This is a genomic window from Pseudomonas brassicae (assembly GCF_010671725.1).
Classification (GTDB): Bacteria; Pseudomonadota; Gammaproteobacteria; order Pseudomonadales; family Pseudomonadaceae; genus Aquipseudomonas; species Aquipseudomonas brassicae.
In genome coordinates this window covers 1-6,761 of the sequence record NZ_JAAHBU010000466.1, presented here as the reverse complement: position 1 = coordinate 6,761, position 6,761 = coordinate 1, and the positions used below count along the sequence as shown (strand labels likewise).

The window sequence follows — 6,761 nt, the reverse complement described above, 5'->3', positions numbered from 1 at the left end:
GTGCAGCAGGCCGAGCAGCAACTGGGCATGCGCCCGCGCAGCCAGCCCGGCCTGAGCCCGGCGCAAAGCCGCGAGAGGCCGAGAGCCTGGCGCAGATGCGCAGCGTGTCACAGCAGTTGCAACGGCCGTGGGAGCGCCTGTTCGCGATGCTCGAAGCCTTGCCCCAGGACGATGTGGCGTTGCTCACCCTGACCCCCGATGCACGCAAGGGCCAGCTGCGCATCAGCGCCGAAGCCCGCGACCTGGAAGCGATGCTGGCCTTTCACAAGCGCCTGGAAGCGAGTGCCGAGCTGCGTGATGTGTCGCTGCTCAACCACGAGATCCAGGCCAAGCAACCCGAGCACCCGGTGCAGTTCAACCTGTCGGCCAGTTGGGAGAGCGGCGATGCACATCTCTAGCCTGATCGTTCATGAACAGGTGCAGCGCCTTGGCGGGCCGCTGCTCGGCGGCAGCGCACTGGTGCTGCTGGCAATGCTCTACGGCGTCAGCCTGGTGCCGCAGTGGCAACAACTCCAGGCCCTGCGTGTGCAGGACGCCCAACTCGCCGAGCAGGTGCGCCAGTTGGCACGTGGCGAGCGTCAGGTGGCGGTGCAGGCACAGGACCCGCTGCAGGACCTGCACCGCCAATTGCCGGCCCAGCCCCAGGCCACCGAGGCCATCGAGCACATCTATGGCCTGGCCCGCGCCGAAAAGATCACCCTGGCGCGTGGCGAGTACGCCCTGGGTGTGGACCCCAAGACCCGCCTGGCGCGCTATCAGATCCTGCTGCCGCTGCGCGGCACGTACCCGCAGATCCGCCGCTTCCTGCATGCGCTGCTCGGCCAGATGCCGGCGCTGGTGCTCGAAGACATCGACCTGCAACGCAAGCGCATCGGTGACAGCGAGCTGACCGGGCGTATCCGCATGACCCTTTACCTGTCGAGGTCGTGATGAACACTCAACGCATGCTCGGCTGGTCGGCGTTCCTTGGCGTGGCTGCCGTGCTGGCCTGGGCGCCGGGCTACTTCTTCGACGCGCCAGAGGCTGAAAACGACGCCCCTGTCGCCCGCGCAGTGGCCTCGCGGCTGCCAGCCTCGGCTACGCCGCCAGTCGCTAGCAGGGCCAGAGCAGTGAGCCCGGTGGACCTGTTCGCCAGCAAGAGCTGGAAGCCCGCAGCCGTGCTGGCCAGCGTCACCGAGCAAGCGGCCGTGGTGGTCGCCCCGGTGGTGGTGCCGGTGGCTCCGGCCTTGCCTTTCCAGTTCGTCGGACGCCTGGACGATCGTGATGACCAGCAGGTGTTCCTGCAAAGCGGTGAAAAGCTCTACGTCGTGCGCCGCGGCGACGTGATCGACGACACCTACCGGATCGAGCAGATCTCCGCCACGGAGCTGAGCCTGGTCTACCTGCCATTGCACCTGTCCCAGACCTTGTCTGTAGGGAGCGCACCATGAATTCGCCACGCCTTCGCACTACTGCACCGTTCCTGCTGCTGGCGCTGTTCGTGGCCGTGGCCGGCTGCGGCACCAGCGGCGTTCGCAAAGACGGCCAGGCCCTGATCAATGAAGGGCAATACGAGGCGGGCCTGGCCACCCTCGAACAGGCCCTGGCCGAGGCGCCACGTGACACCGAGCTGAACATCGCACTGGCCCAGGGCCGCGCCAAGGCGGTGGAAAACCTGCTGGCCCAGGGCGACAGCGACCGCAGCCGGCATGATTTTGGCGGGGCCCGCATGGCCTACGGACGGGTGCTGACCATCGAGCCGCAGAACCGCCGCGCCCAGGAAGCGGTGCGCCAGATCGAACAGCTGCGCAACATCGGCGAGCGCACCGCGCTGGGCCAGGCGGCGCTGCGCCAGGGCGACCTGTTCGGGGCCGAGCGGCACATGCGCGAAGTGCTTTTGCTCGACCCGCAGAACGAAGGCGGGCTGGCCCTGCGCAAGGACATCGAGCGGGTGCAGAGCCGTACCGCCCAGCCCAACCCGCAACTGCGCAGCAAGCTGGACCGGGCGGTGACCCTGGAGTTTCGCGATGCCAACCTCAAGACCATCTTCGAGGTGCTGTCGCAGGTGGCGGGGCTGAACTTCATTTTCGACAAGGACTTGCGCCCCGACATGAAAGCCACGATTTTCGTGCGCGATGTGCGCATCGAGGACGCCGTGGCCCTGTTGCTGGAACAGAACCAGCTGCACCAGAAGGTGGTGAACGACAACACCCTGCTGATCTACCCCGATTCGCCGCAGAAGACCAAGGACTACCAGGAACTGGTGATGCGCACCTTCTACCTCACCAGCATCGATTCCAACACCGCGCTGAACATGGTCAAGACCATGCTCAAGACCCGCGACGTGTTCGTCGACGAACGCCTCAATACCCTGACCATGCGCGACACCCCCGATGCGGTGCGCATGGCCGAGAAGCTGCTGCAGTCCCAGGACCAGTCCAACCCCGAAGTGGTGCTGGAAGTGGAAGTGATGGAGGTGGCCCGCTCGCGCATCCTCGACCTGGGCCTGCAATGGCCCAACACCTTTGGCGTGCTGTCCAGCGATGGCAAGGGCGTGAGCGTGCTCGACCAGTTGCGCGGCATCGACTCCTCGCGCATCTCCATCTCGCCCTCGCCACAGCTCAAGATCAATGCGGCCGACAAGGACATCAACACCCTGGCCAGCCCGGTGATCCGCGTGAGCAACCGCGAGCAGGCGCGCATTCACATTGGCCAGCGCGTGCCGATCATCAGCGCTACCTCGGTGCCTTCGACCCAGGGCCCGGTGATCACCGAGAGCGTGACCTACCTGGACGTGGGCCTGAAGCTCGAAGTGCAGCCCATCGTGCACCTGAACAACGAAGTGGCGATCAAGATCGCCCTGGAAGTCAGCAATGCCACGCCGCTGGAGCCGACCCGCCAGGGCACTATCCCGGTGCAGGTCGACACCCGCAACGCGCAGACCACGCTGCGCCTGCACGACGGTGAAACGCAGATCCTGGCCGGGTTGGTGCGCAACGACCATGACGCCAGCGGCAACAAGATCCCGGGGCTGGGCGACATCCCCGGCCTGGGCCGGCTGTTCGGCAGCAACAAGGACAACTACGGCAAGTCCGAACTGGTGCTGTCGATCACCCCGCGCATCGTGCGCAACCTGCCGTACCAGAGCCCGTCGGACATGGAGTTCGCCACCGGCACCGAAACCAGCATGCAGATCCGCAACCTCAACCGCAGTGGCGAAGTGGCCGGGCAGGCCGATGCGCCGCCGCTGGCCGCGGTACCGAGCGCAGCGAGCCTTGAACCATGAAACGCAGCCAAGGCGGTTTCACCCTGATCGAAGTCATGCTCACGCTGGCGCTGGTCGGCCTGCTGGCCGCAATTGCCGCGCCGCTGACCGAAACGCTGGTGCGCCGTGGCAAGGAGCAGGAATTGAAGACCGCCCTGTACCAGCTGCGTGACGCCATCGACGCCTACAAGCGCGCCTATGACGCCGGCTACCTCGAAAAGAGCCTCGACGGCAGCGGTTACCCACCGAGCCTGGCGGTGCTGGTGGACGGGGTGCGCGATGTGCGCAGTGCCAAGGGCGCCAAGTTCTACTTTTTGCGCCGCATCCCCCACGACCCGCTGCGTCCGCTCAAGCGCGACGACGCCGGCGGCTGGGGCCTGCGCAGCTACGACAGCCCGGCGCAGAGCCCGCGCGAGGGGCAGGACGTGTTCGACGTGTATTCCCAGGCCCCCGGCAAGGGCCTCAACGGCATCGCCTACGGCGAGTGGTGAACAGCATGCGCCAGAACAAGGGCTTCACCCTGATCGAACTGCTGGTGGTGATGGCGATCATCGCCACTTTGATGACCATCGCCATGCCGCGTTACTTCAACAGCCTGCAGACCTCCAAGGAAACCACGCTGCGCCAGAGCCTGGCGGTGATGCGCGAGGCGCTGGACCACTACTACGGCGATACCGGGCACTACCCCGAATCGCTGGAGCAACTGGTCGAGCAGCGCTACCTGCGTGCCGCGCCGCTGGACCCGATCACCGAACGGCGCGACCTGTGGCAGGTGTTGCCACCGCCCGAAGGCACGGCGGGCGGGGTGGGCGACATCAAGAGCGGTGCAACCGGGAGGGCGCGTGATGGCAGCCTTTATGCCGAGTGGTAAGTGCGGCGCCGCAGGCCAGGGCGGTTTTACCTACCTGGGGGTGTTGCTGCTGATCGTGCTGATGGGCATCGGCCTGGCCGTCACCGGCCAGCTGTGGTCGACCGTGGCCAAGCGCGACCGCGAGCGCGAACTGCTGTGGGTGGGCACGCAGTACGCCCAGGCGTTGCGCAGCTACTACCGCCAGTCGCCGGGCCTGGCGCAGTACCCGCAGACCCTGGACGAACTGCTGGAGGATGCGCGCTACCCCAACCCGCGGCGCCACCTGCGCAAGCTGTACCGCGATCCGATCACCGCCAGTGACGACTGGGGCCTGCTGCGCTCGATCGACGGGCGCATCACCGGGGTCTACAGCCGCTCGCAGGACACCCCGCTCAAGCAGTCCGGGTTCAACGCGCAGTGGGCTGATTTCGAAGGGGTGGGGCATTACGCCGACTGGCAGTTCGCGGCCGAGCGCGCCTTTGTCGACAACGCCCGCAAGGGCTCACGTACAGGGGCCGGGCAATGAATCGCCGGCTGCGCATTGCCGCGCTGCTGCTGGTGCTGCTGAGTGCCCAGGCGCATGCCGGCGACGAGGACGAGATGATGGGTTTCATCGTCGACTCGACCATCTCGCACATCGGCCACGACTTCTATTACAGCTTTGCCGAGCGGCTGCGTGCCACCAGCCGCCTGGATTTCAACCTGGTGGTACGTGAAAAGCCGGATGCCCGCTGGGGCAGCCTGGTGACTGTCGAGTACCAGCAGCGCGTGATCTACCGGCGCTTTCTGCCGCCCAACACCGTTGAACTCAAGGAGGCTGCCTTTGAGGCGGCCGACCTGGTCAAGCAGGAGATCGTCCGGCGCAAGCTGGAGTCGCTGCTGCAGGACACCACCGATCTGGAGAGGGACGAGCTATGAACAACAACTACAAAGCCTGCAGCCTGACGGGTTTCGTGCTGCTGAGTGTGCTGGGCAGCCAGGCCGGTGCGACCGAGCTGGTCTACACCCCGATCAACCCCTCGTTCGGCGGCAACCCGTTGAACGGCACCTGGCTGCTCAACAATGCCCAGGCACAGAACGACTACGAAGACCCGTCGATCAAAAGCCGTACCGGCGTGGCCGGCACCACGGCGCTGGAGCGCTTTACCAATCAGCTGGAGTCGCGGTTGCTGTCGCAACTGATGGACAACATTTCCAGCGGCAACACCGGGAGCATGTCGACCGACTCTTTCATCATCAACGTGATCGATGATTCCGGCTCCTTGAGTATCCAGGTGACCGACCGGGCGACCGGCGAGGTTTCGGAAATCCAGGTCAACGGCCTGAATTGAGCCGCCGTGCGTGAATGGGGAGTGAACGACATGAAACGACTACTGAGTGTGCTGTTGGTACTGGCGACGTTGCAGGGCTGCGGCCTGCGTGAGCCGATGCCGGCCGATGACACCGAGAGCCCGACGCTGACCCCGCGTGCCTCGACCTACTACGACCTGCTCAACATGCCGCGGCCCAAGGGCCGGCTGATGGCGGTGGTGTATGGGTTTCGCGACCAGACCGGGCAATACAAGCCGACCCCGGCCAGTTCCTTCTCCACCAGCGTGACCCAGGGTGCGGCGAGCATGCTGATGGACGCGTTGCAGGCCAGTGGCTGGTTCGTGGTGCTGGAGCGCGAAGGGCTGCAGAACCTGCTGACCGAGCGCAAGATCATCCGTGCTTCGCAGAAAAAGCCCGATACGCCGGTGAACATCCAGGGCGAGTTGCCGCCGCTGCAGGCGGCCAACCTGATGCTGGAGGGCGGCATCATTGCCTACGACACCAACGTGCGCAGTGGTGGGGAGGGCGCGCGTTATCTGGGCATCGACATCTCGCGCGAATACCGTGTGGACCAGGTGTCGGTGAACCTGCGCGCGGTGGATGTGCGCAGTGGGCAGGTGCTGGCCAACGTGATGACCAGCAAGACCATCTACTCGGTGGGGCGCAGCGCCGGGGTGTTCAAGTTCATCGAGTTCAAGAAACTGCTGGAGGCGGAGGTGGGGTACACCACCAACGAGCCGGCGCAACTGTGCGTACTGTCGGCGATCGAGGCGGCGGTGGGGCATCTGCTGGCGCAGGGGATCGAGCGGCGGTTGTGGCAGGTGGCGGGGGATGGGAGCGGCGACAAGGCGGTGCTGGACAAGTATCTGAGCCAGTATCAGCAGCAGTAAATCGACTCTTGCTGGCGCGATGCGCCAGTTTCTCGGCAAGTTTGCTACCCATGGCCTGGCCGCCAGCAGCACGATAGCGGTGTCATGGCGCCGGCCATCCTTGGTTGTTGAAGCGACTCGGCTGCACACTCCATTGCCAACTGCTGCCGGCCCGGCGCATCCATACGCCCTTGCCGCTGGGCAGCCGGCTGGCGTTGCCCAGGCGCGGGTGCACGTACACATCGCCCGCCATTGCGTTCACATAAGAGCCGTTGCGCTGGTAATCGACGCTGATACGTCCATGCCTGGCACGCACTTCACCGCTGGGGGTTTCGATGACCAGGGGGCGAGGGTCATTGCTGCTGTCGAGCAGGATTTCGCCCTGGATCAGCACGAGGCGGCGTTGCTGTGGGGTGAAGGCAATGTCTACCCGGGTATTGTGGTTGAGCCACAGTTGGCTGTTGTCGCTCAGCGTGACCTGGCGCAC

At 65.4% G+C, this 6,761-nt stretch carries 10 protein-coding genes and 1 pseudogene; 10 read left to right on the top strand and 1 reads right to left on the bottom strand.

The genetic code is table 11. The annotated features are described in order from the left end of the window. From G3436_RS24515 to G3436_RS24470, 10 genes and pseudogenes are all read left to right on the top strand, one after another. Positions 1–398: pseudogene (locus G3436_RS24515) on the top strand (PilN domain-containing protein); the annotation flags it as partial. Continuing rightward, positions 385–930, top strand: coding sequence for a type 4a pilus biogenesis protein PilO (gene pilO / locus G3436_RS24510; RefSeq protein ID WP_163950490.1), 546 nt, complete (start codon positions 385–387; stop codon positions 928–930). The pseudogene G3436_RS24515 and the gene pilO, both read left to right, overlap by 14 nt. Next, positions 930–1,430, top strand: coding sequence for a hypothetical protein (locus G3436_RS24505; protein WP_163950487.1), 501 nt, complete (start codon positions 930–932; stop codon positions 1,428–1,430). The genes pilO and G3436_RS24505 overlap by 1 nt, the downstream gene beginning before the upstream one ends. Continuing rightward, positions 1,427–3,265, top strand: coding sequence for a secretin N-terminal domain-containing protein (locus tag G3436_RS24500; protein ID WP_163950484.1), 1,839 nt, complete (start codon positions 1,427–1,429; stop codon positions 3,263–3,265). The genes G3436_RS24505 and G3436_RS24500 overlap by 4 nt, the downstream gene beginning before the upstream one ends. Next, entirely contained in the window at positions 3,262–3,735 is a 474-nt protein-coding gene (locus tag G3436_RS24495) for a type II secretion system protein (RefSeq protein WP_163950481.1), read from the top strand. Before G3436_RS24500 ends, G3436_RS24495 begins: the two co-directional genes overlap by 4 nt. Before the next feature lie 5 nt (positions 3,736–3,740). Continuing rightward, the gene (locus G3436_RS24490) at positions 3,741–4,115 is read left to right on the top strand and encodes a type II secretion system protein (RefSeq protein ID WP_163950478.1); all 375 of its coding nucleotides are present in this window, start codon (positions 3,741–3,743) and stop codon (positions 4,113–4,115) included. Further along, positions 4,090–4,620 carry a type II secretion system protein gene (locus tag G3436_RS24485; RefSeq protein WP_163950493.1) on the top strand — a complete coding sequence of 177 codons (531 nt, stop codon included), beginning with the start codon at positions 4,090–4,092 and terminating at the stop codon, positions 4,618–4,620. The genes G3436_RS24490 and G3436_RS24485 overlap by 26 nt, the downstream gene beginning before the upstream one ends. Next, the gene (gene csgE / locus G3436_RS24480; protein ID WP_163950475.1) at positions 4,617–5,012 is read left to right on the top strand and encodes a curli production assembly/transport protein CsgE; all 396 of its coding nucleotides are present in this window, start codon (positions 4,617–4,619) and stop codon (positions 5,010–5,012) included. The genes G3436_RS24485 and csgE overlap by 4 nt, the downstream gene beginning before the upstream one ends. Beyond that, positions 5,009–5,425: a curli assembly protein CsgF gene (locus G3436_RS24475; RefSeq protein ID WP_163950462.1), complete on the top strand. Its 417-nt coding sequence runs from the start codon at positions 5,009–5,011 to the stop codon at positions 5,423–5,425. Before csgE ends, G3436_RS24475 begins: the two co-directional genes overlap by 4 nt. Before the next feature lie 30 nt (positions 5,426–5,455). Then, entirely contained in the window at positions 5,456–6,295 is an 840-nt protein-coding gene (locus G3436_RS24470) for a CsgG/HfaB family protein (protein WP_163950460.1), read from the top strand. 82 nt (positions 6,296–6,377) lie between these two features. Here the strand turns inward: G3436_RS24470 and G3436_RS24465 are convergent. Next, a partial coding sequence (locus G3436_RS24465) for a FecR domain-containing protein (protein ID WP_178116595.1) occupies positions 6,378–6,761 on the bottom strand: 384 nt, incomplete at its 5' end.

Excerpts from the sequence above, each read along its gene's own strand:
- G3436_RS24485 (WP_163950493.1), top strand. The coding sequence starts at position 4,090 with ATGGCAGCCTTTATGCCGAGTGGTAAGTGCGGCGCCGCAGGCCAGGGC.
- G3436_RS24500 (WP_163950484.1), top strand. The coding sequence starts at position 1,427 with ATGAATTCGCCACGCCTTCGCACTACTGCACCGTTCCTGCTGCTGGCG.
- G3436_RS24475 (WP_163950462.1), top strand. The coding sequence starts at position 5,009 with ATGAACAACAACTACAAAGCCTGCAGCCTGACGGGTTTCGTGCTGCTG.
- G3436_RS24490 (WP_163950478.1), top strand. The coding sequence starts at position 3,741 with ATGCGCCAGAACAAGGGCTTCACCCTGATCGAACTGCTGGTGGTGATG.
- G3436_RS24470 (WP_163950460.1), top strand. The coding sequence starts at position 5,456 with ATGAAACGACTACTGAGTGTGCTGTTGGTACTGGCGACGTTGCAGGGC.
- G3436_RS24495 (WP_163950481.1), top strand. The coding sequence starts at position 3,262 with ATGAAACGCAGCCAAGGCGGTTTCACCCTGATCGAAGTCATGCTCACG.
- pilO (WP_163950490.1), top strand. The coding sequence starts at position 385 with ATGCACATCTCTAGCCTGATCGTTCATGAACAGGTGCAGCGCCTTGGC.
- csgE (WP_163950475.1), top strand. The coding sequence starts at position 4,617 with ATGAATCGCCGGCTGCGCATTGCCGCGCTGCTGCTGGTGCTGCTGAGT.
- G3436_RS24505 (WP_163950487.1), top strand. The coding sequence starts at position 930 with ATGAACACTCAACGCATGCTCGGCTGGTCGGCGTTCCTTGGCGTGGCT.